17 protein-coding genes are annotated in these 24397 nt (G+C 43.3%); 7 read left to right on the top strand and 10 right to left on the bottom strand.

What is annotated here, in order from left to right:
* Nucleotides 1–217: 217 nt before the first annotated feature.
* Nucleotides 218–721, top strand: a complete 504-nt coding sequence (locus NZ848_RS15695) for a hypothetical protein (protein WP_259016312.1) — start codon at nucleotides 218–220, stop codon at nucleotides 719–721.
* Here NZ848_RS15695 and NZ848_RS15690 read toward each other — a convergent pair whose 3' ends face one another.
* Together NZ848_RS15690 and dinB are read right to left on the bottom strand one after the other, a co-directional pair.
* Entirely contained in the window at nucleotides 722–3709 is a 2988-nt protein-coding gene (locus tag NZ848_RS15690; protein ID WP_259016310.1) for a DNA polymerase III subunit alpha, read from the bottom strand. It lies immediately after the preceding gene.
* 27 nt (nucleotides 3710–3736) lie between these two features.
* Complete coding sequence (gene dinB, locus NZ848_RS15685; RefSeq protein ID WP_259016309.1) at nucleotides 3737–4927, bottom strand: DNA polymerase IV; 1191 nt, start codon at nucleotides 4925–4927, stop codon at nucleotides 3737–3739.
* Between the two features lie 93 nt (nucleotides 4928–5020).
* Here dinB and NZ848_RS15680 point away from each other — a divergent pair, with 93 nt between their 5' ends.
* Nucleotides 5021–5821, top strand: a complete 801-nt coding sequence (locus tag NZ848_RS15680; RefSeq protein ID WP_259016308.1) for an XRE family transcriptional regulator — start codon at nucleotides 5021–5023, stop codon at nucleotides 5819–5821.
* Nucleotides 5822–6031: 210 nt separating this feature from the next.
* Complete coding sequence (locus tag NZ848_RS15675; RefSeq protein ID WP_259016307.1) at nucleotides 6032–7456, top strand: CotH kinase family protein; 1425 nt, start codon at nucleotides 6032–6034, stop codon at nucleotides 7454–7456.
* 72 nt (nucleotides 7457–7528) lie between these two features.
* On the opposite strand, the gene NZ848_RS15670 is transcribed toward NZ848_RS15675, so the two are convergent.
* The 4 genes from NZ848_RS15670 to NZ848_RS15655 form a co-directional block, all read right to left on the bottom strand.
* The gene (locus tag NZ848_RS15670; protein WP_259016306.1) at nucleotides 7529–10885 is read right to left on the bottom strand and encodes a ThuA domain-containing protein; all 3357 of its coding nucleotides are present in this window, start codon (nucleotides 10883–10885) and stop codon (nucleotides 7529–7531) included.
* A 261-nt stretch (nucleotides 10886–11146) separates the two neighbouring features.
* Nucleotides 11147–13594, bottom strand: coding sequence for a glycoside hydrolase family 95 protein (locus tag NZ848_RS15665; protein WP_259016305.1), 2448 nt, complete (start codon nucleotides 13592–13594; stop codon nucleotides 11147–11149).
* Nucleotides 13595–13757: 163 nt separating this feature from the next.
* Nucleotides 13758–14513 carry a sulfite exporter TauE/SafE family protein gene (locus NZ848_RS15660; RefSeq protein ID WP_259016304.1) on the bottom strand — a complete coding sequence of 252 codons (756 nt, stop codon included), beginning with the start codon at nucleotides 14511–14513 and terminating at the stop codon, nucleotides 13758–13760.
* A 59-nt stretch (nucleotides 14514–14572) separates the two neighbouring features.
* Entirely contained in the window at nucleotides 14573–14938 is a 366-nt protein-coding gene (locus NZ848_RS15655; RefSeq protein ID WP_259016303.1) for a winged helix-turn-helix domain-containing protein, read from the bottom strand.
* 186 nt (nucleotides 14939–15124) lie between these two features.
* On the opposite strand from NZ848_RS15655, the gene NZ848_RS15650 reads away from it, so the two are divergent.
* Both NZ848_RS15650 and NZ848_RS15645 read left to right on the top strand, forming a co-directional pair.
* Nucleotides 15125–15631 (top strand): molybdopterin-dependent oxidoreductase, encoded by a 507-nt coding sequence (locus NZ848_RS15650; protein ID WP_259016302.1) that lies wholly within the window; start codon nucleotides 15125–15127, stop codon nucleotides 15629–15631.
* A 76-nt stretch (nucleotides 15632–15707) separates the two neighbouring features.
* Nucleotides 15708–16520, top strand: a complete 813-nt coding sequence (locus NZ848_RS15645) for a mechanosensitive ion channel family protein (RefSeq protein ID WP_259016301.1) — start codon at nucleotides 15708–15710, stop codon at nucleotides 16518–16520.
* Between the two features lie 43 nt (nucleotides 16521–16563).
* Here NZ848_RS15645 and NZ848_RS15640 read toward each other — a convergent pair whose 3' ends face one another.
* The 4 genes from NZ848_RS15640 to NZ848_RS15625 all read right to left on the bottom strand — a co-directional run bounded on the left by NZ848_RS15640 (nucleotide 16564) and on the right by NZ848_RS15625 (nucleotide 20673).
* Nucleotides 16564–16758, bottom strand: a complete 195-nt coding sequence (locus NZ848_RS15640; RefSeq protein WP_253534215.1) for a hypothetical protein — start codon at nucleotides 16756–16758, stop codon at nucleotides 16564–16566.
* A gap of 141 nt (nucleotides 16759–16899) precedes the next feature.
* The gene (locus NZ848_RS15635; RefSeq protein ID WP_259016300.1) at nucleotides 16900–18273 is read right to left on the bottom strand and encodes a sensor histidine kinase; all 1374 of its coding nucleotides are present in this window, start codon (nucleotides 18271–18273) and stop codon (nucleotides 16900–16902) included.
* Complete coding sequence (locus NZ848_RS15630; protein WP_253534212.1) at nucleotides 18270–18962, bottom strand: response regulator transcription factor; 693 nt, start codon at nucleotides 18960–18962, stop codon at nucleotides 18270–18272. The genes NZ848_RS15635 and NZ848_RS15630 overlap by 4 nt, the downstream gene beginning before the upstream one ends.
* Before the next feature lie 358 nt (nucleotides 18963–19320).
* A complete protein-coding gene (locus NZ848_RS15625; protein WP_259016299.1) occupies nucleotides 19321–20673 on the bottom strand; it encodes a M24 family metallopeptidase in 1353 nt (450 codons plus the stop codon).
* A gap of 132 nt (nucleotides 20674–20805) precedes the next feature.
* Between NZ848_RS15625 and NZ848_RS15620 the strand changes: the two genes are divergently transcribed.
* Both NZ848_RS15620 and NZ848_RS15615 read left to right on the top strand, forming a co-directional pair.
* On the top strand, nucleotides 20806–23196 hold the full coding sequence (locus NZ848_RS15620; protein WP_259016298.1) for a TonB-dependent receptor: 2391 nt from the start codon (nucleotides 20806–20808) through the stop codon (nucleotides 23194–23196).
* Between the two features lie 149 nt (nucleotides 23197–23345).
* Complete coding sequence (locus NZ848_RS15615) at nucleotides 23346–24386, top strand: DUF4249 domain-containing protein (RefSeq protein WP_259016297.1); 1041 nt, start codon at nucleotides 23346–23348, stop codon at nucleotides 24384–24386.
* The last annotated feature ends 11 nt before the right edge of the window (nucleotides 24387–24397 follow it).

The raw sequence follows: 24397 nt of genomic DNA, 5'->3' as shown, positions 1-24397 counted from the left end.
AAAAATAGAATATTTTCAGGTGTTAAACAATCTATTCAAACTACTCAATAATTTTACATTACCCAAATGTATATACCACATAGCCTGTATGCACATTGCCCGGAATACAACAATAAAAGTTGACAGACACACTGGTCAGGATTTTTATCCGGCCATCCTTTACTTTTGTTTTTCTCTGAAAAAAACCATTTACATTTGCTAAAACAATAACAAAAAAATGACCTTACAGCAGCTTTTTCAGCAAATTGGCGCACATCCGGGCTTATTGCTCTTTTATTTTACGGGGATTCCCGCCGCAGCCATTCTGGCGGGCTTGCTAGGCAAAAATGAAGGGCACCTGTCGCCCTGGAAATACCTGTATGCCGTGCTGATATATCTGGTAAGTATACCCGGTGTTTTTGCTGTTGCACTCAATATCTACTTTTTTGTATTTCAGCATGGCAACGTGATGGAAATGGACGTGTACATGCAAATTCTACCTGTAGTGGTGATGCTGATTACTATTTTCATTATCAGCAAAAACGTGCGATTGGCTCTGATTCCGGGTTTCGGTAAAATAGCAGGCCTGTGGTTTATGCTCTTTGCCACTATGGCTTTCATGTGGTTTTTAGAGAAAATTCATATTGTTGTTTTCTCTTATATGCCTATTACTGTGCTACTGGGTATTTTTGTGGTTCTCTTTGTACTTATTTATTTAGGCTGGCGGCGCTTTGTTGCTTAGTTAATCGCTGATTACAAAAGCCAGTGAGGCATCAGAGATAGGTTCTGATACACTTCTGGGGTCTGGCTTTAGTTCAACTTTACGCATAGACTCTACTTCTATTGAATAAAAGCCGAAATCTTCTACCACTTTACCACAAAGATGATAGATACCAGAACCACGCAACGGGTATTTCTTAACCGTTTTAGGAAAATGTACGGTATCAAAAAATTTCCCTGAGTAATCATAAAAATAACCAAAGCCCATCAACTGGCCGTTTTTGGCACGTATTGATTTCCAGGTTATCAGGTAGCCGTATATGTTAACAGGCTGGCCCAGCATTTCGTGCAGTTTATCTATGGTGCAGGTATCGGCCACGGGCTCGGCACATAAATCGAAGGGGGAGCCTACGGTAAAATCAAGAAATTCTATTTCGTCATACATATCTTCCAGGGGGTCATAAGACAAAGCCGGCAGATGGGATTCTGGCTCCAGGTACTCAAACAGTGCCTCTTTATATGCCGACGGCTTGAAATTATTATGCAACAGCAGGTGGGCTTCCCACAGCAGTTCTTTCTTGGTCATGCCGAAATTCCTGAATGCCCCCACTCTTATTAACACAATCAGTTGTTCAAGGCCAATCGGAACGCGATGGGCAAAATCAGCAAAAGACATGAAACGACCTTTCTGGTTCCTTTCGTCGAGTATGTTTTTAACAATTTTTACTTCAAGGCTTTTGATATGAATCCAACCCAGCCAGATGGTTTTGCCCTTAATGCCCGTAAGCATATTGCTTTCATTAATATCCGGCACTTCAATAGTTGCTCCGCAACGTTTGGCTTCATGTATATAAAACTCGGTTCGGTAAAAACCACCAAAATTGTTAATAACAGCCGTAATAAACTCTAATGGGAAATAGGTTTTCAGATACAAACTCTGGTAACTCTCTACTGCATAAGACGCCGAATGCGCCTTTGAAAAACTATAACCTGCAAAACTCTCTACCTGCCGCCATACTTCTTTTGCCAGTTCGTCGCTATAGCCTTCAGCCCGGCAATTGGCAAACCATTTGTCTACTATTTTCTCAAATTCCATTCTGGCTCTATATTTGCCAGACATGGCACGCCTGAGCATATCGGCCTCGCCCAATGTCATTTTTGCAAATCCATGAGCCACTTTTATCACATCTTCCTGATAAATCATTACTCCGTAGGTATCTTCCAGCAAATCTTTCATTCTTGGATGCAGGTACTGAATATTGTGGGGGTCGTGGTGCCGTTCTATGTAGGCTTTCATCATGCCGCTGCTGGCAACACCCGGCCGTATAATAGAGCTGGCCGCTACCAGGGTAAGGTAATTATCGCATCTGAGTTTCCGCATCAGCTGGCGCATAGCCGGCGACTCTATATAAAAGCAGCCCATGGTTTCGTTGGCCTGTAGTTGCTTCCTGATGTTTTCATCTTTTTTGAATTTATGCACCTGATGGATATCAATGTTAATCCTGTGATTGTCTCGCACCAGGTCAACAGCCATTTTTATATGCCCCAGCCCCCGTTGCGACAGCACGTCAAACTTGGCAAAACCAATTTCTTCAGCTACGTACATATCCCACTGGCATATCGGAAACCCCTTGGGCATGGGTTGCAGTGCGGTATAATTAAACAGGGGTTCTTCCGAAATCAGAATACCCCCTGCATGGATAGACAGGTTGTTAGGCATTTCGTCCATCAACGGAGCGTATTTCAGAATATACCGCATATATTCGTTGCTCTGGGCCCTTTCGGGGTAGCGCAGGTACATATCCACCTCTGGCTTGGGCAGGCCAAAAACCTTGGCCAGCTCACGTATGGCTGAGTTACGCTGAAAAGTGTTATAGGTGGCCAGCAGGCAAACGTGCTCTTTACCGTATCGTTTAAAAATATACTGAATGATTTCGTCGCGCTCATCCCACGAAAAATCAATATCAAAATCAGGCGGTGATGTGCGTTCAGGATTGATGAACCGCTCAAAGAACAGGTTTAATTCAATAGGATCTACATCTGTAATACCTATGCAATAGGCTACAATTGAATTAGCCCCAGAGCCCCTGCCTACATGAAAATACCCTCTTGATCTGGCATAATTGATGATGTCCCAGGTCATAAGAAAATACGCCGCAAAGTTCATCTGGCTTATAATCTCCAGCTCCTTATCTATCCGCCTGATCACTTCAGCATTTGTTATATCATACCGGTTAGAAGCACCATCTAAAGTAAGTTTCCGCAGAAACTCCATATCAGTTTCTTTATTTTTAGTATAGAATCTTTTATTCTTATCGGTGTGCGTGTTAAACTCAAAATTGCAATGGTTAATTACCAGAGCAGTATTTTTCATGAACATACGGTAATCGGCAAATTTGTCGATCAGAGTTGGGATATCAACAAAAATCTCGTCAGGGCAAGCCTCTTCATTTTTAGGCAGCTTGCTCAAAAGTACATTCTTACTGATGGCCCGCAGCAAACGGTGCAGGTTAAAGGTAATCTTGTCATGAAACGTAATCGTATGTATGGCCAGCACCTTCTGAATAGCCGGGTGCTTCTGAAACTTAAAAAGCCGGGTTAGCTCCCAGAACCGCACGCCTATATACTCGTGTTCGTCAAGCGTTGGGTTTGATTCAAAATAGCTCATCGGATAAATAGCAAAACTATCCCGGAATGGCGGCGCCTTTTGCGGATAGGGCTTTCCGGAAGCCAGATACTCAGACAAAAACCGGTTGATTTCATGCAGCCCATTCTGGTTCTTTGCCAGTACAGTGTATTTTACTTCATCGCTGTTTCTGAACTCTACCCCTACAATGGCTTTAATATCGGCTTTTTTACACTCTTTTATGAAATCGAACAGGCCGCTGGTGGTGTTAATATCAGTAAGCGCAAGGTTACGGCATCCGGCGGCTTTGGCTCTGGCAACCAAATCTTTGATGCTGAGCGTACCATAATTGAAACTGAAATGGCTGTGGCAGTTTAAATACATATATTATAGATGTTAAATGTTTGATGATTACCTGGTCAGTTGCAGGCTTCTTGCTTTTTCCATAGGGGCTTTACCCAGTTGCATACCGTAAGCCCTGCCCAGTATTTTTTCGCCATGTTTGTACTTCACTTTGTCCATAGCCTGATGCAGCGAGGCAAACCTGGATGAATTGTCGAACAGGTTTATCTGCGAGTACCCCTGCACCAGTTTGCTGAGCCTTACCCCTATCAGCCTTATTAAAAGCCTTTTATCGTACAGGTTATCAAACAAATCGAGTACTTTTTCAATAATCACCTGGTCGTCAGAAGTATAAAGTACATGGGTTTGCCGGGTGTAGGTATCAAAATTTGAATAGCGTATTTTAACCGTAATACATCCGGCACATTTTATCTGGCTCCGCAAATCGAAAGTCAGGCTTTCTACCATATACACCAGTACTGATTTAAGCCGGGCCACATCGGTGGTGTCTTTATCGAAAGTCATTTCTTTTGAGAATGATTTCTGGTCATGATACGGCACAATGGGGGTATCATCAATGCCATTGGCCCGCTCCCAGAATAACTTTCCGTTTTTGCCAAATACGGCCTCCATCATTTTTATGGGCATAGCGGCCAGTGTGCCTATGTTTTTTACGCCCATGGTTCTCAGGGTTTTAGCGGTGGTGTCGCCAACCATAGGTAGTTTATTGATTGACAGGGGGTTCAGAAACGGCCTTTCGTAACCTGTAAGTACCTGCATTTTGCCGTTAGGCTTGGCCTCATTGGTGGCTACTTTGCTAACGGTCTTGCTTGTACTGAGGCCAAAGGTGGTATTAAGGCCCGTTTCTTTCGTAATGCGCTCTTTAATTCCTTTTGCCCATTTATAACAGCCAAAAAATTTATCCATGCCCGTAAAATCACAATAGAACTCATCAATACTGGCTTTTTCTACTACGGGTACATCTTCAGTAATGATATCAGTAACCATACCTGAATATTTGATGTACGACTCGTGGTCGCCTTTTACAAAAATGGCATCGGGGCACAGCCGTTTAGCCAGTTGTGAAGACATGGCCGAATGCACTCCGAATTTGCGGGCTTCATAACTGGCCGAGGCCACCACACCCCGCTCGCTTGACCCACCCACAACCACAGGTTTGCCAATAAGTGACGGATTTTTTAATCGTTCGACTGACACAAAAAAGGAATCGAGATCATAGTGTACTATGGCTTTGTCCATATACAAAATTATAATGTGGAAAAATTTTACAGGGATTCTGCGATAAAAGTATAATCATTTTGTGTAATATTGTCTATACAAATTGTGTAGATTATGGAAAATCAATTAGTTAGTCAGATAAAAATTGCGCGTAACATCAAATTAATGCGGTTAAGCAAAGGGCTCACACAAGAGCAACTGGCCGATGCGCTGGCCATTCCGAGCACCCGCTATGCCAATTATGAACAGGGTACAAGGGCAATACCTATTGATACACTTGTGGCTATTTCTTCTTATTTTCATCTGGCGCTTGATGCCCTGGTGAAGTCTGACTTAAGCAAGGTTGATTTGAAAGGGCTGATGCACGTAGGCGAAAACCGATTGTTGTTTCCGATTCTGATTAAGGATGATGGCAAGTTTGAAAGCATAGAAGTGGTGCCGGTAAAAGCCTCGGCAGGGTATCTGAGCGGTTATGCCGACCCCGAATTTATAGAAACACTCCCCAAGGCAGCTCTGCCATTTATAGGTAACGGTACACATAGGGGGTTTCCGCTTACCGGCGATTCGATGCTGCCTATCCCCGATGAATCTATCATTATCGGGCGATTCATAGAACGTATGAGTGATGTAAAAGACGGCCGCACGTATGTGGTAGTGGCTACCTCTGGCATTGCGTATAAGCGCGTATATATAAAAAAGCAGGAAGGCGTTTTACTGATGGTATCTGACAACAAAATGTATAGCCCCTACGAAATACCACTGGAGAGCATACTGGAGCTATGGGAATTTAAGTGCTACATCAGCACAAAAGAATATGCCCCTGACGAATACTCGCTGAACAATCTGTTTCAGCAGATGAGTGGCCTTACCAGAGGAATTGAGGAAATAAAGCAGAGGCTTGGGGGGAAACCTTAAAAGGTAAGCATAGAGATTCAAGCCAATTTGTATGTATTTATTGTGAAAATATTATATCTTGCTAAGAATACTATTACCGAAACCTCTTTTGTATCTACAAAAGACTGAGCGAACACTTCAACGTTTAAGCTAATAAAAGCACTGAGTTCATAAAAACAGATGCTCTGTTTTGCCCGGTTATTTATTTTCATAATAAAACCCTACCAATCAATGGCTGTACTTCGACTAAAAAAGCTTTACAAATTATTGGCACTCGCCATTTTGGGTGTAATAATAATTGTTTCCTGCTCAAAAGAGGATATGCCTACTCCAATAAAATCTAATCTTCCCAACTACGACCTACCCAATATAAAACCCAGAGGCAATGAGAATTATCTGAGACAGAAATCTGATTATGTCTACAATCAGGAAAAAGTAAGGACTTATGAGTTGATGATTAAACCGGAAGACCTGGCAAAAATAGATGCCAATCCCGCCGCAGAAGAATACGTAGAAGCCGCTTTGATATTTGAAGGTGACACCATCAGCCCGGTCGGTGTGCGTTACAAAGGTTCAATCGGGGCTTTTGCAGGCTGTTTGTCAGACCCTGATTGGGGGTACCCCAGTGGATGGAAAATTTGTGAAAAGCTCAGCATGCAAGTAAAAATCAATTGGAATGACCGCAAAGAACGCTTTTTTGATTTGAACAAACTTCAGTTCCATTCGCAAAACTATGATAAATCGCAGCTTCGTGAACGCCTTTCCTATTGGCTTTTTGCCGAAATGGGTGTTCCTGCCCCCCGCTCGGTTCACGCCAGATTAATTATTAATAAAAAATATTCCGGTTTATATGGTCTTACCGAAGAAATTGACAATCGTTTTGCTGAGTATTTTTATAAGGAAGGAAAAGGCAATGTATATAAGGAAGTGTGGCCGGTGAAACCCAACGGCGATGTTCAATCTGATAAAGCCTTTATTGAAGCCTTAAAAACCAATGAAGAAGAGCAGAATATTAATTTAATAAAAGAATTCGGCCAGGCACTAGCTGCCTCTACCCCGGCAAATAGTAAAGACGTGGTAAAAAAATACATGAAAATTGATGAGATAATGTCATACGTGGTGGTAGATAGAGCAATCAGACATGACGATGGGCCTTTTCACTGGTATTGTAAAGATGAAACCGTAAACTCTTGTGAAAACCATAATTATTATTGGTTTGAAGACAAGAAAAATAAGAAAATGCACCTTATTCCTTGGGATATGGATGGCACTTTTGAACATATAATCCTGAACTCGAACGACTACACAGGCATGGTTGATAAATGGGGAGGTATATCTAACGGTTGCCTGCCCTTTAAAACCAGTATCGGCAAAATGCAGCTTTCTGCCGCTTGTGAAAAACTGGCAGCTACGTGGGTAAGTTTTGATCAGGAGTATAATACTTTAAAAAGCCATTTCATCAGTAATTTCGTTAAAAACGATAAACTACTTTCGCAGCTAGATATCTGGGCAAAGCAAATTGAACCATTCATTATTGAGGCCGATAAAACTCATAATAAAGGTATTGAAGTAGAAGTAAAGAAGAAAACGACCACATTTATTATATGGGATTACGCAACTAAATCTTTAAGAAGTCAGGTAAAAGGTATTCTGTAAATGTAAAATTCAAACAAAAAGCGTACTTACGGCAAGCCATAAGTACGCTTTTTATTATCTTTCAGCCATCAATCAGTTCTGAAACTCAATGGTGTTTACAGCAAACAATGGTTTGCCTTCAGCTTTCGGATTCTTGAATACAAAATAAATATCCTGCTCGCCGGCTGTGTTTACCTTTACTTTAACAGGAGCCATACTTGCTTCCTGCACTTCGCCGGTGCCTACCACTGTTCCGGTCGGTGAGCCCAGTCTTACTTCCAGGGTACCACCTACGGTTGTGCCTTTCTGCGATATTGCCCCTACCACAATGGTTTTAATGCCCGTCAGGTCAATACCTTTGAAAACCAGGTAGCTGTCGTTTTCGTTCGCCACGGCTACATCGCCACCTAATTGTTCTACTGCAAATTTCGATACGGCTTTTGCGTCATCATAAGTAACAGCCTTCATTTTAGGGCTACGCAAAGCTAAAGATCTGCTGGTTGTCAGAGGGCCTATTACTTTGCCGCCTTTGTCGGTATAAGTAGCCTGAATGATATACGCACCTTCTTTTTTGCCTTTATGAGCCGCGCCTTCATAAGTACCTGTTACAGGCTGCGAGGTTTTTCTGGTGTCGTTCAAAGACAAGATGTAGTCAACCATGTCTCTGGCATCAGATATTGATAATTGCGGGTGAGCAGCCATGGCTTGTTCGCCCCATACACCGCCGCCACCTTTAATAACCTTTTCAGCCAGTTGGTTGATAGCCGTTTGTCCGCGACGGTACTTCTTGGCTACATCTATATAAGCAGGCCCGATTGATTTTTTATCTACCGAGTGACAAGCCTTACAGTCGCTCAGGTCAATCAGACGTTTACCTGCTGCAAAGTTCACATTTTCCTTGTGGCCTTGTTCAAGCATGGTTTTGTCGTAGCCTTCCAGATAATTGATGTTTACCACTACATCTTCAGGGTCAATACCTTTGCTTAGGGTACCGTCTTCTTTATCGGTTACTTTTACGTCGTAAGCAATTTTTTCGTTATCGAAGAAGAACGTCTTATTACCCTTTATTGAAATGTTTACTGTCGGTTCGGCATTTCCTACTTTTACAATCGTAGTTTGCGACGATTTGTTTCCGGCGGCATCAGTTACGGTCAATACCACGTTGTATTCACCTGGTTTGGTGAAAGTAAACTTCGGGTTAGCCTGTGTGCTTACAGGTAAACCCTTGCCGAAATTCCAGGCGTATTTCAGCGCATCTTTATCGTAGTCCATTGTTCCGGCTGATGAAAACGCCACTGTTAAGGGGGCTGCACCGGCCTTTTTATCGGCTGCCATGGTAATAACCGGTTTTCTGTTACCGGGGTTATACTCTATTACCGACAGGGTGGCTTCTTCGTTCTGGGCAAACCAGTTCATACCGTAGTCTAACACAAACAGACGGCCATCTTTTGAGAAAGCCATGTCCATCGGGTGATAAAAACGGGTATTAGGCATAAATCTTTCCATACCCTGATAGTTGCCGTCTTTATCCATGCTTATCAGGTAAATCCAGTCGCGCATCCACTCATAGGCAAAGAACTTGCCATCAAAGTAACTCGGGAAACGTTTCGGATTTTTTGTATAATCGTCTGAATAATACACCGGCCCTGCCATTGGGTTGCAACCACCCTTACCAAACTCAGGATATTGTCTTGATGGGCCATAGCCATAGTAAATCCAGGCTTTTGTGGCAGGCATCAGTTCTTTCAGACCTGTGTTATTGGGCGAATCGTTGATAGGCTTAGCTGCATCATATTTAGGACCTGACTCTTTGGTTGCAAAATTATAGTGGTTGTAAGCAAAGTTGTCGCCCGTAAAAATAGGCCAGCCGAAAAAGCCCGGTTTACGCGCCTGATTAAACTCTACAATACCCTCAGGGCCGCGTTTGTCGTTAGTTTTACCGGCATCAGGGCCTACATCGCCCCAATATAAATAGCCGTTGCGTTTATCAACCGCAATTCTGTATGGGTTACGCATACCCATTGCATATATTTCAGGGCGGGTTTTGTCGGTTCCTACCGGATACAGGTTGCCTTCAGGAATACTGTAGGTGCCGTTGTCTTCCGGTTTTATTCTTAGTACTTTACCGCGCAAATCGTTGGTATTACCCGATGAACGAAGGGCGTCCCATCCTTCACGACCCGGTTGAAAGTCAATAGGTGCATAACCTTCTGAAGCAAACGGGTTGGTGTCGTCGCCGGTTGAAAGGAAAAGATTTCCTTTACCGTCCCAGTCTATTGAACCACCTGTGTGGCAACACTCATCGCGTTTGACAAACACACGCAACAACACTTTTTCTGACGACATCACCACGGTGTCTTTCTTGTCGTCATACACAAATCTTGACAGGAAATTATCTTTCGTTGCCTCGCGGGTTTCGTCTGGTGTATAGTACAGGTAAATCCAGTGGTTTTTCTCATAGTCAGGGTCAGCACCCACACCCATCAGGCCATATTCAAACTTGGTGTAAACCGGCATTTGGCCTGCCACTTTCACTTTTTTGGTAGCGGGGTTCCATACTTTTACGGCTCCTTTGCGCTCTACAAAAATTACTTTGCCGTTAGGTAGCACGGCCAGCTCGGTAGGCTCGTTCAGGTTATTTGCCAATGTAATGCGCTCAAAACGGTTTTCTTCCGGTGCGCGTACCGAGCGGGCTTTTGAGTAGTCAAGCTTGTTTGCCATTACCCATTTTAAACCCTGCCAGAAGTGTTCTGCTATTAATGGCTCTTTGGTAAAGGTTTCAGGTGTATGACCAAAGTTTGAGTAAAAGGCTTTACCGCCGTCAAACTCATGATACCAGGCCATCGGGTGGAAGTCACCCATTCTACCCATCTGGTAGCTGCTTTCGTCTACCCTTACAATAAACTTCAGGATATCTTTTTTCAAAGATTTGAAATCATAGAACTCGTCGGTTTTTTCAAAAGTATCAGGGAAATGCGCCGAAGCCGGGAAGGTCTTGTCGAGCGTAATCATTTTACCTTTTTGCACGTTTGATACTCTGCCGCCCGGATGGCTGGCAAAATACCCTCCCATCAGGTCGTTGTACCAGGGCCAGTTATATTCGGTATCTGATGCCGCATGGATACCAAAGTACCCGCCACCGGCCTGAATATACCGCTCAAAATCGGCCTGTTGTGCCGGATTCAGCACGTCGCCGGTAGTACTTAAAAACACAACAGCATTGTAGTTTTTCAGATTGGCTTCATTAAACTTAGTGGCGTCGGTTGTGGTGTCTACCACAATACCCTGCTTTTTGCCTAAGTCAAGAAAAAACTGGTTACCTTCTTTAATGGAGTTGTGATGAAAACCTTTTGTTAAAGAAAAAACCAAAACTTTTTTTTGCTGTGCAAAAGAGCTTGCACTCACAAGCAGAAATAGTAGAATAAGAATAGGATTGAATTGTTTTTTCATTAGAATTTCTAATAATTTGAATGACCAACAAATGTAATCAAAAAGCAAAGAATAAGTGTCAGTAATACATTAAAAGTATTTTTTTGAGAATATATATAAGATTATACTGAGTTATGCAGATATGTACTACTTACATGGCTACCTATTTAGCCTTCTGGCATTGATAGCGTTACTTTTTAGCAGCCATTTCATTGTAATATGGCCGCTTATGTTTATGCTGATTAATCTGCAGTAAGCCAAATATTCGCCTTGGCATATCACTCACCTCTCCAATAATATTACATACGTTTCATCAGCATCAGTAGGCAAGTCATACTCAAATTTTTGCCTGATAAAATCGGCATTGACTTTGGCTTTGGGTGATAAGAGTGGCTCTTTAATAGCAGCCGTCTGGAAAAACAGATTAGGATTTATGCCCTCTGCTTTGCTCATTGTTATATCCGGGTTCATGGCATTTCCTACACGCAGGCGGCAGTTACCCCCAATGGTAGATTTAATAACCAGTTCTGTTATTTTGCTGTCTTTCCAGGCCATTTTTATAATTTCAAAGCCGCCTCTGGTTCTTAAACCGCTCACGCGGCCTTCTGTCCATTGGTCAGGCAGGGCAGGCAGTAAATGAATGGCCCCGTCATGGCTTTGTACCAGCATTTCAGCAATACCGGCGGTGCAGCCAAAGTTGCCGTCAATCTGAAACGGCGGGTGGGCATCAAACAGGTTGTCGTAGGTACCACCTCCTTTCCGGCCGGGCGCTTCGGCGGGCGACAACTGGTCGGTTATCAGTTTATAGGCGCGATTACCATCCAGCAGCCTTGCCCACCAGTTTACTTTCCAGCCCATTGACCAGCCTGTAGACACATCGCCCCTGTAAATTAATGAATTACGTGCGGCAGCAAATAAGGCTGGGTTTTGATAGGGCGAAATCTGATTAGACGGAAAAAGACCATACAGATGCGAAACATGCCGGTGCTGGTCTTTGGGGTCGTCCAGGTCTTCCAGCCATTCCTGCAACTGATTATACTGCCCTATCTGCATTGGGGGCAGCAATTTCAGTCTGGCTTTAATCTGATCCGCAAATTCAGCATCTGTTTTCAGAATTTCGGCAGCTTTGATAAGGTTAGAAAACACATCAAACACCAGTTGGTTATCCATAGTTGCACCCGCTGTAATAGATGAGTTGGGCCTACCGGCAGGCGAGTTTTCAGGCGATGTACTGGGTGTTACCACCAACCATTGATGCGTTGGCTCTGTAACCAGAAAATCATGGTAGAAAGTAGCAACGCCCTTTAGAACCGGATAATATTTTTGCAGAAATGCTTTGTTGCCACTGTATAAATACCTTTGCCACAGGTGCTGGCTCAGCCAGGCGCCGCCCATTGGCCACATACCCCAGAAAGCCCCGTCTACTGCTCCGTTTATACGCCATAAATCGGTATTGTGGTGTGCCACCCAGCCATTGACGCCATACATTCTGCGAGCAGTTTCAGCGCCGGTTTCCGACAACTCATGCACCATATCAAACAGCGGCTCATGCGTTTCTGGCAGGTTGGTGAGTTCGGCAGGCCAATAATTCATTTCGGTGTTGATATTAATCGTGTACTTGCTGTCCCAGGGCGGATTCTCCTGATTATTCCAGATGCCCTGCAAGTTTGCGGGTTGCCCGCCGGGTTGTGAACAAGATATGAGCAGGTACCGGCCAAACTGAAAATACAACGACACCAAAGATGGGTCGTTACCTTGTGCAAAAGCTTTCAGGCGTTCGTCGGTAGGCAGTTTTGCTGCTTCTGTTGAGCCTAAATCTAATGTTACGCGCCTAAACAATTGCTGGTACTCGCATATATGGTTATTGAACAAATTGCTGTATGGTATTTTTGCTGCTTTTTCCATGTAGCCCCTGGCTTTTCTGCTTTCGTCACCGCTTATATCCTGATAATTGACAAAGTTGGTGGCAACAGATACCAGAAGTGTAATGGCCGTGGCGTTTTCAACATTCAGGCTTGAATCGTTTCTGCTCATTTGTCCATCGTTGGGTAGTATTCTGGCAATGGTGTTAAACCTTACCGCGCCTTTTACGCCTTCGTGGTCTTTGCCCAGCCCCCAGACCGATAACTCGTCTTTCTGAACTGCTGATGCCGTTTTAAAAGGGCTGTTCATTGATAAGCGGAACGAAATGCTTTTAGGCTTATTGGCATTCAGGCGGATGACCATTATCTGGTCGGGGATAGATATAAATGCAGTACGTGTATATTTTATTCCGTTGGCCTGATAAGTGGTGGTTTGTATGGCCTGTTCAATGTCCAGTTCTCGTTTGTAATTATCGTAACTCTCATGGTCGGGGAAATCCAGTTGCAAATTACCGACAGGCAAAAACATCTGCCCGTGGTTTTTTCTGGCAATGATGCTTTTCTGTGCCAACTCCTGTGCTTCCAGATTTTTACCTTCAAAAATTAATTTTCTGATGCCCGGCAATGCGGCTTTGGCATCGGGGTTATCGTTGCGGTTGGGGCTACCCGACCAGAATGAAGATTCGTTCAGCTGAAAAGTTTCAGTCTTTACATTACCATAAACCATAGCGCCTAAACGTCCGTTGCCTAATGGCAAGGCTTTGGTCCAGGTGGTATTGGCAGGTTGCTTGTACCAGAGCTTAAGGTAGGCCTGCTGGGCTTGCAGGGCCGTAGTAAAAAATATAAGAATGAATAAGATTCTTTTCATAAAAGGAAGTGTACAGGGTTGTTAAATTATTCAATCTTACTTTGCCGGGTAGAAAAGCAGCAGTTATGGAAAAGCAAAGAGCAATTGTGCAACAAATATAACAGCTTCCGGAAACCTTTTGGTGTTTCGGTGTTAAAAAAGGAGAATTTGACCCGTTAAGAAATCAGGTAAAGAAAAGCTTGATAGTGGCTATGACAAGCCCGGTGGCAAGCAGGTATCGGAGCGTAGGAATATTGAAACGCCGGCTACCAAAATAAGACCCCAGCAGCCCGCCTGCTATGGTAGCGCCTACTGCCCATTGCAGGTCTGGTGTGAGATGAATGTCCCCTTTTGATAACTGGCCATACAAACCGGAAAGTGAATTGACAAAGATAAACAACGCCGATACCGCCGCAGTTTCTTTAAGTTTTGCCCAGCGCATCAGCAACATCAAGGGGCTAAGGATAATACCACCGCCAATACCTATCATACCCGACAACAAACCGATGCCGGCGCCCGAAAACAGACTTGCCCATAGTGGCACAGGGCGATTAGGGGTCTCTTCAGACCTGAACTGGTATAACAAGCGTGCAATAGATATAAGAATGCAGGCCGCCAGAATTTTTTTATAGAGGCTGTCGGGCAGTGTCATGGTACCCCCCAGATACGCCATTGGAATACTTGCCAGTGCAAACGGCAGAAACAGGTTGACTCTGAAATAACCCGCTCTGTAAAACCCTATAAAAGAAAACAATGAAACGGCCAGGTTCATGATTAGCGCAGACGATTTCATCATCGATGGCGCTACTCCTGCCAATGCCATTACTGCCAGGTATCCGCTTGCCCCTCCGTGCCCAACAGAAGAATAAAGAAACGCCACAATGGCCATCAGAAAAAGCAGAAGATAGGTGGAAGAGTCCATGAGAATAGATTGAGCCATTCGCTATATTTATTAAAACACAACGCAATATCAGTATTTTACTGAAGGCAATAAAACATTTACTCCGATAATTTTTGGGTCTCCTGTCTCATAAATGCCTCGAATCGTTGTTGCAATGCTTTATAGGCCTCTATTGCCCGGTGGCCCTCGTCAGTTACTATGGCTCCGCCGCCCTGTTTGCCGCCTACTTGTGTAGCCACTAAAGGTTTTTCTGACTGGGTGTTCATAGAAGTAATCAGATCCCAGGCTCTTTTGTACGACATCTGCATGGCCTGTGCCGCTTTAGAGATTGAACCATGCGCAATGATAAGTTCCATTAGCTGAATACGCCCCTTGCCCAGATACCGCTCTGAGCCATCAGCGCGTTCAATCCAGATACTACCGGCCACTTTTATGTCTTTCTCGCCAGAGAGTAACTCCTGCATAGTTGTTGCGTTTAAAATAAAGCTCTTTTTACAAAAATAGTATAAAGCCTTGAAAGAAATACCCACCCCATTACTAATTACCCGATTATTTATAGCCTCTGCATTTATTGCGTTTGCAGGAAATGTTCTATATTTGAACGCTATATTTGAAAAAATATAGCGATTCTACATAAAACTACCAAACGAATGATGACCAGATATTTCCGAATTCAATTAGCGCTCAGCATCCTGGTGCTTATGCTTGTTTCAGGCTTTGCTGATGCACAGACAACCACCCTGAAAGTAGAAGGCGAGGTTGAAAAACCACTTACCATTACTGAAACTGATTTTGCGAAACTGCCACGCACCGAGGTTAAAGGCAGAGACAAAGACGGTAAAGAACATTTGTTCAGTGGTGTTGCCGTATCAGAAATCTTAAAGCAGGCCGGAGCCACACTTGGTGGCCAGCTGCGTGGCAAAAACCTGACCAAATATCTGATTGCCAAAGCGGTTGACGGATACCAGGCAGTTTTTGCTTTACCTGAACTGGACCCCGAATTTACAGACCAGCTAATCATCATAGCCGATAAGGTAGATGGGCAGGCACTGCCCAAAGGCGAAGGTCCCTTTCGATTCGTTGTGCCTAAAGACAAAAAACACGCCCGTTGGGTAAGAGAAGTGGTCAGTATCAGGGTAGTATCTGCCATTCAATAAAACCAGAAGCCGGTATTTTGGTAATTACAGGAGGTGTAGATTACCTTTGTGGCATAAAACATTTTGTTGCCATAGTATGAAAGGTGCGTTTCTTGATTTTTTCCATTCGGTAAGTATTCTTATTATTCTGGTTGTGGCATTAATTGTGTCGCAGGTAGCGCGTAAGGCATTAAACAGATACGCCCTACGCAGTGCCGGCAATATGCGTATCAATGCCACTACTTTCAGTTTCCTGAAAAATGCGTCCAGCTTTGTCATTTTTGCCGTGGCGTTGATAGCCGTTATTCATCTTATACCTGGTCTGGAGAAACTGGCCACCACGCTTTGGGCCAGTGCAGGTATATTATCGGTAGTGATTGGTCTGGCAACGCAACAAACCTTTGGCAATATTGTCAGTGGTATCTTTATTGTTGTATCAAAGCCCTTCCGGATTGGGGATTCTATCAAGCTCCCCAACGGTAATCAGGGCATTGTGGAAGACATCACGTTACAGTTTACAGTTATCAATAATCCTGAAAACGGGCATATTATTGTTCCGAACGCGGTTATTACCAGAGATTACGTGGTAAATTCAACAATTATAGATGACAAGGTGTGTAATCTTATCAACCTGAAAATCATGACTGATGATGTAGACAGAGCCATACTGCTGCTTCAGGAGATTGCTTCTTCACACCCCGATTTTTATAATGCCTCAGCATCTGAAGGAAACCGGGTTTCGACCGATGAATTAAAGCCTGTTATGGTGCAGGTAGTAGACTTGATGGACTCATGGATTACCCTGCGCCTGAGCGTATGGTGTAAGTCTTCAGCCAAAGCCTCAGGCATGAGGTCTGACCTGCTGCTGGCCATCAAAAAACGCTTTACGGCCGAAGGTATAAAAATATAAAGGCTACCCTTGCAGGTAGCCCCTTGTATCATTCTTCTTCAAATCAATCTTTCTTTTCTTTTTTATGGTGTTTTTTGGCTGGTTCGGTAGGTTTGTTTTCAGCTTTGGCTTCTTTTTTCTCTACTTTGGCCGGTTTTTCTTTAGGAGCTTGTTGTTTAATGCCACCTTTGGCAGCAAATGTAACAGGGGCGAAAAGGATAGCAACTGCTAAAGCTGCTAATGAGATTGACTTTTTCATGTTTTTAATAGTTTTGAGATTTGTAAGTTGCCCGCCTGTCTGGCGAACTTTCTGTGACAAATCTCAGCCAAAAGTATTAAAATCATTATAAGCCGGTATTAAATGCCGATTAAACTATAAGTATCCACATTAAAATACTGTTCAGTGGGTATCTGCATTGGGTAACTGAACCGTCACTTTGGTGCCCGAATTGAGCTCGCTCTGAATACTTATTTTACCTTTGTGCAGCTCTACTATTTTATTACAAACAGATAACCCGATACCAAAACCGGATATATTGAGTGCATTCTTTGAGCGGTAGAAAGGTTCAAAAATTGAGTCGAGGTCTTCTTTTGGTATACCAATGCCTTCGTCTTTTATACTTATCAGGGTGTGGTTTTTTGTAAAATCTATAATTACCTCTGCCTGCTGCAAAGGCGAATACTTGCAGGCATTATCTATCAGATTAATAAAAGTGGTTTTCAACAACGCCTCATTGCCAAATACAATAATTGAATATTCGTTTTCGGGTTCCTGGGCGTATTTCACGGTAATTCTATACTCCGGCTTACCTAGCCCCAGCTCGTCTTGCGCCTGAAAAATAATGTCGTCAATCCGTACTTCGCCAAAATTAATGAGAGGCGATTTAAACGGACGTACAATTTGCAGCAACCCGTTCGACAAATTTATCAACCTGTTGATATCGTGCCGGATATTCTTTAGAATGCCTTTGTGCTGGTCGATAGTCAGGTTTTCTTCCAGACTAATTTCTACCTCCGACTTCAACGCCGCCAATGGTGTGCGTAGTTCGTGAGAGGCATGAGAAACAAAGCTTTTCTGGAGTTCGAACGACTGCTCCAGCCGCGAAAGCATCTTGTTAAAGGCCGCAGCCAGCATACCAATTTCATTTTTGGTATCGTATCCTTCAATACGCTGCCTTAGGTTGTTGGCCGTAATTGTGCTTATTTTACTGATAAACACATTAACAGGCTTTAGGGCATTGCCAGCAAAGAAAACCCCCAGTATAATAGTAATTAATATACCCACCAATAAACCCACTACCAGTGTATGTCGCAGATTTTTGAGTTTGCTTTTACCGAATTTATCATAGGCCGAGGCCAGAACCACATAGTTTTGCTTACCCAGATTATAAACCAGCCCCAGCGATTCGTTTTCGCCTTTTGAAAGCTCTAAGAATTTTGCTTCACGCACGCGGTCCAGCAGGGCGGCGTCATAATCAATGACAATGTCGTCAATGTTACTGTAGAGCAACTCGTCTTTATCTGAAAAAATCAGGATTTTTTCGTCGTGAAGGGCGGTGAGGGTGTTTTTGTCGATGATTCTGAGCAATGCCATGTCAATTTCATCTACTTTAATAAAAAAGGATGCGGTTGTCAGGGCCTTGTTTTTCAGACGTTCCAGAAACTCTTCTTCTCTGTAAGAGGCCGATTGCTGGTAGATAATCCACGAAAACAAAGACAATAAACTGGCAACAATTATTGAAAACTGGATTGCTATTTTGGTTTGAATTTTCATGCACTTTCTCTAATCATATAACCCAGCCCCGGGCGGGTATGAATCAACTTAGGCTCAAAGCCCTTATCAATTTTACGACGCAGAATATTAATATAAACCTCTATTACATTGGTGCCGGTGTCGAAGTGAATATCCCATACGTTTGTGGCAATTTCTGGCTTCGAAATAATTCTTCCCTGATTTCGTACCAGAAACAGCAGGAAATCGTACTCGCGGGCGGTCAGTCTTATCTCCTGCCCTGCTCGTTTCACCAGTTTACTGTCCAGAAAAATCTCCAGGTCAGCAATTCGCATTATATTACTCACATTTTCAGGCTCAGAATTATTATGTCTTAAAGCCACCATTACACGGTGATACAATTCTCTGAAATCGAATGGTTTAACTATATAATCATCTGCCCCTGCTTCAAAACCCTCTATTTTATCTTCAATCTCGCTCATGGCTGTCAGCATCAGAATCGGTAATGTAGGTTTAACAACTCTCAGGTGTTTGCAAACATCAAAGCCATTCATTTCGGGCAGGTTAATGTCTAATATTATCAGGTCAAAATCTATTGACTCTGCTCTTTTTAAGCCAAGTGTACCGTTGTGAGCCACGTCTATTTCAAAACCCTTGTTGGCCAGGCCGCGTGTAAGTAATTGAGCAATTCGCTGATCATCTTCAATTACCAGAATTTTCTTTACCGACATTTCCTTTCTGAATCTTTATAATTGTACTTAATCTTAATCATATTGCTTTGGCCGAAAGCTGGTTTCAGCGGCTGACAGCATCTATTTTCAAGCCTATAACTTACTCAAAGATACAAAGCTAAAACTAGTGTTTCAGGCATTTATTTTTTTTTAAGGTTTTTCTAACAAACAATTAAGGAGCATTTCAAGGCCAAAAAAGAATTATGGGCTAACATTACATAGAAAAGTGCGAATAGATAAAGCGGAAGATAGGTTCAATTAATTTCGTTAAATCCGTACTTGCAAGCATTTCTTAGCTTTGGGATTCATATTATAAAATTGGTAAAGATTGCAATTATCTTTACCAATTTCTTTTTCATTACTTCACACCGCTCAGCGGTTTAGGAATCGGAATAATCTCTGTCTGCCTGCCATCAATGTAGCGAAAACCCTTCTCGTCAAAGAATCCGTCTTCTTCCAGCATTATTCTGATGGGCTTCTTCCATTCAGGTAAATCTACAGACACATTCAGTTCAATTGAATAAGCTGTATTGAAATTGAGTGGGTAGTCTCCGCTGCCAATGGTTTTGCCCTGGTTGTCCCACATACCTATGGTTGGCCCCGCTGCATGGCCGTGATTCCCGATGGGATGCGTATAAATTGTGCCTCTTAAACCCTCTTTCTTAGACTGAGCAAGCGCCTTTGCCAGAATCTCGTTTCCGGTTAAACCTGCCTTGAAATTATCAGTGAGGTTATCCTGTAAACGGTTGCCTTGTCTGAAAGCAGCTTTCAGATACCCGGGTACATCTGCCTCGCCGGGTTTAAGCACATAGGCATGCTGCTGCTGGTCGGTATTAAGGCGCAGATAGGTAATGCCGAAATCGCAATGCAACAAATCGCCGGGCATAATTACCTGCTTTTGCGGCCGCTTTGAAAATGTCCGCAGGTGGTCAAAGTTTTCAGGGTCAAATCTTTGAATATCCACCGTTGGGTGAAACCAGGTTTCCAGGCCTAAATCAGTTACACGCTGGCGCAGCCACCACACCACGTCGTCGGTAGTGGTAATGCCGGGCTGAATAACCTTATCTGAAAATGCCTCCTGAATAATTTCGTGAGAAATACGGCATATCTGCTGGTAAATAATCATTTCGCGGGTGGTGCGGGTTTCCAGCCAGTTAACAGCAAGGTTGGCTGCCGACACTATTCTTCCCTGTAAATCTGTTGGCAGTTTATCTAAAAACTCCTTGTGTTCAGTGTAGGTCAGCCCGTCGGCATGGGCATAGTGGGTCGAAAAATTAAGACCTATTTTCTTAGGGTTCTTTTCTTTAATTACCTTTATAAGGGCATCCCACTGGTCGGGGTTTGTGTTCAGGTCCCATTCACCTTTCAGCAAATTACCTACGTCGTAGCGTGCAATGGCCAGTCTTTCTACACCTTCTTTTGGCCCTTTGTCAAAAAACACCATAATTGTCCGTCGGCGTGCCGAAAGCCAAACAGAAGGGAGCATGGTTTTCATAACGGGGTCTTCGTTATATTCTCTTGCTATCAGCACCCACATATCAATGCCTTCTTTGCGCATCAGTTGTGGCAACAGATTGTTCATTCTGTCTTCCAGAATTTCATCTATCACCACTGCCCGCTCTCGCTCAGAAAGAATGAGCGGAATTGCATTCTGTGAAAAAACATGGTTGACAGTTATATAAAAAAACACAAACAGGTAGATTTTTTTCATGATGTTTAGTTTGATTGACGTTCCCAAAGATAATTCGGGGTCATTAAAAAAAATGAGCAATTGTAACATTTTTTATTAGCTATCTGATTTCGGCATTATTTCAATATATTTGTTTAAACCTTCTTCCACCCTATGAAAATACCCATTACTATTTTGTTAACTTTTTTCTGCTGTGTATCAGTACTGGCTCAAACCAAAACTCAGGTGGTGAGAGGCAGCGTAATTGACCGCATAACCCGCCAGCCCATTACCGGTGCTTCAGTACAGGTAACCGGCACTACACAAGGAGCCATTACCGATGCTTCGGGGCTTTTTTCAATTCCTGATGTTGTCATAGGGCGTCGTTCTGTCAAGTGTACTTCAATTGGGTATGAGGCTTACTCAAGCGAAGAGTTTATTCTTAATTCAGTAAAAGAAGCCGTGCTAACCATAGAGATGGCAGAAGCAAGCAGCGATTTGCAGGAAGTAAAAGTAACGGCTTCGCAAAACACCAGCCGACCGGTAAATGACCTGGCTTTTGTAAGTGCAAGGTCTTTTACGGTTGAAGAAACCGAGCGTATCCCGGCATCGGTTAACGACCCCGGCCGGATGGCGCTGGCGTATCCGGGCGTTAAACCCGGCCGCGACGAAAACGAAAATAAAATTATTGTAAGAGGTAACTCACCTTATGGCATTTTATGGCGGTTGGAAGGAATTGATATTCCTAACCCCAACCACTTTGCGCAGCCGGGTTCGGGCGGTGGAGGCATCACGGTTTTCAGTGCACAACTACTGAGCCGCTCAGACTTCTTTACCGGCGGTATGCCTGCCGAATACGGCAATGCCATTACCGGTGCCTTTGATATCCGGTTCAGAGAGGGGAATCAGCAAAAAAGAGAGTATCGCACAAAAATAGGCTTACTGGGGTTGGATTTTTCTACCGAAGGGCCAATCACCAAAGGTCGTTCGTCTTATCTGGTTAATTACAGATACTCTACCCTGGGGCTGTTGAGCCAGATGGGATATTACCTTGTGGGCGAACGGGTATCCAATCTTTTTCAGGATTTGTCGTTCAATCTGGCTTTTCATAGTAAAGACGGTAAGAAAACCACTACCGTTTTCGGATTAGGCGGGCTAAGCACCGAACACTATTTTCCGGTAGAAGACCCTGATAAACGCATACCCGGAAAACCCGACAACTGGGAAGACCGGCTGCGCCCGGCCAACATGGGCGCTATGGGCATTACCCATACCAGTAATATCAACGAGAAATCGTCGCTCAAATATGTTGTGGCGGTAATAGGTAGCTCAATCAGACGTAACTCTGACACTCTGAACCTGAAAGACGAACGGTTCAGGTACGACACCCAGCGATTCTCTGAATTCAGGCTTGCGGGTTCGCTTAGCTACAATTATAAGTTCAGCAGCCAAACAAGGCTGAAAACCGGGTTGATATTGAATTACATCGACTTCGACTTTTTCAGAGAAACCGCCCCCCGTAATAACGTAACAGACATTAACCAGCTTCAGGCCGGGCGGCAGGTATCTGTAAGCGGCAGCGGTAGCACACAAACCGCGCAGGTCTATGCGCAGCTAGTTCAAAACCTCGGCAATGGCTTTACGCTAAACGCCGGCTTGCATAGCATGCACCTTTTTCTGAACAATACCGCCTCTTTAGAGCCACGGTTATCTGTCCTGTATCGTTCACCCAAAGCGCATACCATCAGTTTTGCTTATGGGCTTTACGCACAGCTTTTGCCTATGAGCGCCTATTTTTATAGCAAAAGAGATACCATAGCAGGGGTAATTACCTCGTCTAAACCCAACAAGAATTTGTCTTTTCCAAGGTCTAACCATTTTATTTTGAGTTATAGTTATGTAACACCCGGCCTCTGGAAATTCTCGGCTGAAACCTATTACCAACTACTGAGAAAAATTCCGGTTGAGCCTGTAGCCGGGTCATCTTACTGGATGTTAAATTACTCTGACTACTTCCCTGAGTCTGTCACTGTAAGCAAGGGCAAAGGTAAAAACTACGGAATAGACCTATCTGTTGAACGGTTCTTTTCAAAAAAATACTACCTGGTTCTTACAGGCTCATTGTTCAATGCCCGATATAAGACCTTTGATGGTAAGACCTACAACTCTTCTTTCAATGATGTGTTCAGCACTGCATTTACTTTCGGGCGTGAATTTACTTTTAAAAACGGCTCTGTTTTTCAGATAGGTGCCAGGTCCATTTATAACGGCGGGTTTAGGTATACTCCTATTGACGAGGCTGCATCTGCCAGTCAGAGAACCTACGTTCAGCTTAAAGGAGCCGACTATTCGTTGCAGGCACCTGCCTATTTCCGTTTGGATGGCCGGGTATCGTACAGAGCCAATAAAAGTAAATATGCAACGGTTGTGTCGCTTGATGTTCAGAACGCCACCAATCGGATAAACACAACAAGCGTGCAATACAACAGCGTTGAAAACCGGCTTGAAACCCGAAAAACCGGAAACGGCCTGGTGCCGGTTCTGAGTTTTCAGGTTGACTTCTAACCGAGTAAGTATAATTAAGGCTTTTCAACGGCTCATTAAGGGGTTTCATCTATTAAATGTCTTCACTACACATTATTAATTTCTAATCTCTCTTTGAATATTTATATTTGTAATAATTAGTTTCACAATAGCCGGTAAATATTGTTGTGATGGAAAGATTCTCAAAAGCTATACTTTTTTTGCTTGCACAACTGCTATGCGCCTGTGTTATGCCTTATGAAATTCCACTGCCAAATAATGCCCGGTACCTGGTTGTAGAAGCTAATTTAAATGATGTAGAACCGACACAGGCCATTCGTATTAACGAAACCAACAATTTTAGCGGAGACATTTACAATACGCCTGTTAAGCGCCTGGATGTTGAATTAATAGTGAGTGGCTCAGAGAAAATCAGCCTGCACGAAAACCAAAACGGAGTTTATTATTTGCCTGAGTTTTTTCGGATTGAACCCGGCATAACTTACAAGCTGCGGTTTAAGAAACCTGATGGAACTACCTATGAGTCGACAGAGGAAAAAACAACGCCAGTACCTGCCATAGACCGCATCTTTGATAATTTTGAGGTAAAAGGTCTGAAAGGCGATTTCAATGATATACCGGCCAGCTATGTTTTTCTGGATTTTCAGGACAACCGTAATACCACCGATTATTATGTATGGACATGGAAACTTTGGGAGAGCCAGAAATTTTGCCGTATAGATTATTACGATTATTACTGTAAAACTAACTGCTGGGAAATTTTGAATAACAAAGATTTTAATGTTTTCAGCGATAGATTTTCAAACGGAAAACTGGTTACATCAAGGCTGGTAGCAAAAATACCCTATTATTCTTCTGATGGTGCCCTGCTTGAAATTAAACAATTGACTGTATCAGAAAAGGCATATAAATATTTTAAACTGGTAAGCGAACAGCAGCAAACCAATGGAACCCTGGTAGACACACCCCCTGCGGCTATCATAGGAAACATCAGGAATTTAAGTAACGCTGATGAACCTGTTACAGGTGTTTTTTCGGTAGCAAGTATGGTGGTTCAAAAGTATTGGTTAAGTCGGGAAAATGGCATTGGCAAAGCTGCCCCAATCGGGTTATTAGGTCGTAAACCTAATTTATCTACTTTTCCTATCTCTTATGCCTGTGAAAAAGGGCCGACACGCACACCTGAAAAACCAGATGGCTGGTTAAATTAATCACACAACAA

Source organism: Emticicia fluvialis, assembly GCF_024793945.1.
Taxonomy (GTDB): domain Bacteria; phylum Bacteroidota; class Bacteroidia; order Cytophagales; family Spirosomataceae; genus Emticicia; species Emticicia fluvialis.
The sequence above is the reverse complement of the archived record's forward strand: the minus strand, read 5'-3'. Positions and strand labels throughout refer to the sequence as shown.

Bases quoted from the DNA above. Each gene is read 5' to 3' on its own strand.
- NZ848_RS15695 (WP_259016312.1), top strand. From the start codon at position 218: ATGACCTTACAGCAGCTTTTTCAGCAAATTGGCGCACATCCGGGCTTA.
- NZ848_RS15690 (WP_259016310.1), bottom strand. From the start codon at position 3,709: ATGTATTTAAACTGCCACAGCCATTTCAGTTTCAATTATGGTACGCTC.
- dinB (WP_259016309.1), bottom strand. From the start codon at position 4,927: ATGGACAAAGCCATAGTACACTATGATCTCGATTCCTTTTTTGTGTCA.
- NZ848_RS15680 (WP_259016308.1), top strand. From the start codon at position 5,021: ATGGAAAATCAATTAGTTAGTCAGATAAAAATTGCGCGTAACATCAAA.
- NZ848_RS15675 (WP_259016307.1), top strand. From the start codon at position 6,032: ATGGCTGTACTTCGACTAAAAAAGCTTTACAAATTATTGGCACTCGCC.
- NZ848_RS15670 (WP_259016306.1), bottom strand. From the start codon at position 10,885: ATGAAAAAACAATTCAATCCTATTCTTATTCTACTATTTCTGCTTGTG.
- NZ848_RS15665 (WP_259016305.1), bottom strand. From the start codon at position 13,594: ATGAAAAGAATCTTATTCATTCTTATATTTTTTACTACGGCCCTGCAA.
- NZ848_RS15660 (WP_259016304.1), bottom strand. From the start codon at position 14,513: ATGGCTCAATCTATTCTCATGGACTCTTCCACCTATCTTCTGCTTTTT.
- NZ848_RS15655 (WP_259016303.1), bottom strand. From the start codon at position 14,938: ATGCAGGAGTTACTCTCTGGCGAGAAAGACATAAAAGTGGCCGGTAGT.
- NZ848_RS15650 (WP_259016302.1), top strand. From the start codon at position 15,125: ATGATGACCAGATATTTCCGAATTCAATTAGCGCTCAGCATCCTGGTG.
- NZ848_RS15645 (WP_259016301.1), top strand. From the start codon at position 15,708: ATGAAAGGTGCGTTTCTTGATTTTTTCCATTCGGTAAGTATTCTTATT.
- NZ848_RS15640 (WP_253534215.1), bottom strand. From the start codon at position 16,758: ATGAAAAAGTCAATCTCATTAGCAGCTTTAGCAGTTGCTATCCTTTTC.
- NZ848_RS15635 (WP_259016300.1), bottom strand. From the start codon at position 18,273: ATGAAAATTCAAACCAAAATAGCAATCCAGTTTTCAATAATTGTTGCC.
- NZ848_RS15630 (WP_253534212.1), bottom strand. From the start codon at position 18,962: ATGTCGGTAAAGAAAATTCTGGTAATTGAAGATGATCAGCGAATTGCT.
- NZ848_RS15625 (WP_259016299.1), bottom strand. From the start codon at position 20,673: ATGAAAAAAATCTACCTGTTTGTGTTTTTTTATATAACTGTCAACCAT.
- NZ848_RS15620 (WP_259016298.1), top strand. From the start codon at position 20,806: ATGAAAATACCCATTACTATTTTGTTAACTTTTTTCTGCTGTGTATCA.
- NZ848_RS15615 (WP_259016297.1), top strand. From the start codon at position 23,346: ATGGAAAGATTCTCAAAAGCTATACTTTTTTTGCTTGCACAACTGCTA.